This is a genomic window from Pseudoalteromonas sp. BSi20439 (assembly GCF_000241165.1).
Taxonomy (GTDB): domain Bacteria; phylum Pseudomonadota; class Gammaproteobacteria; order Enterobacterales; family Alteromonadaceae; genus Pseudoalteromonas.
The window spans coordinates 1-828 of sequence record NZ_BADW01000041.1 but is presented as its reverse complement, the minus strand read 5'-3'; the positions used below and the strand labels follow the sequence as shown (position 1 = coordinate 828).

At 40.1% G+C, this 828-nt stretch carries 1 protein-coding gene; it reads left to right on the top strand.

The window, feature by feature from the left end; all coding sequences use genetic code 11:
• The first annotated feature begins 113 nt into the window (after positions 1-113).
• Positions 114-827, top strand: coding sequence for a fatty acid metabolism transcriptional regulator FadR (gene fadR, locus P20439_RS03375; protein ID WP_008109093.1), 714 nt, complete (start codon positions 114-116; stop codon positions 825-827).
• The last annotated feature ends 1 nt before the right edge of the window (position 828 follow it).

Genomic DNA, 828 nt, shown 5'->3' with positions numbered 1-828 from the left:
CACATACCTAGGTAATTTAACTTACTTTACTTGTTAGTTGCGTCTTGTCTGGTACAATCAGTCAGTTAATCGTATGTAGCGATGTAATGTGAATTAATTCGAGTAGGAATTGAATGAGAATTTTTAAAGCGAAAAGCCCAGCAGGATTTGCTGAGGAGTACATAGTAGAGTCAATCTGGAATGGTGATTTTCCTCCAGGTTCAATTCTGCCAGCTGAGCGTGAACTCTCAGAGTTAATTGGTGTTACTAGAACCACATTGCGTGAAGTGTTACAACGATTAGCCAGAGACGGTTGGTTAACAATCCAACATGGTAAACCCACTCGCGTTAATAATTTTTGGGAAACGTCAGGATTAAACATTCTTGAAACACTGGCACGTTTAGACGAAGACAAAATGCCAGAGTTAACCGATCAGTTACTTTCAGCACGCACCAACATTAGCGCAATTTACACCCGTGCAGCTATAAAGCTTGCACCAGAACGTGTTATTGAAATTTTATCGCAAAGTGATGAGCTAGAAGACAGCGCGCAAGCGTTTGCTGATTATGACTATAAAGTACACCATGAGTTAGCTGTCGCTGGTAACAACCGCATTTATGTGCTGATCCTTAATGGTTTCAAAGGCTTTTATTCTAAAATAGGTTGTCATTACTTTTCAGATCCTCGCACCCGTGAGCTTGCACGTCAATTCTATAAAGATTTAACCAAACTTGCTGAAAATAAAGAGCACGATGGTGCAATATTCATGATGCGTAAGTATGGTCATCAAACCGGTGAAATATGGCAACATATTCGTGGTGATATGCCTAGCGACATTATGGATTAGT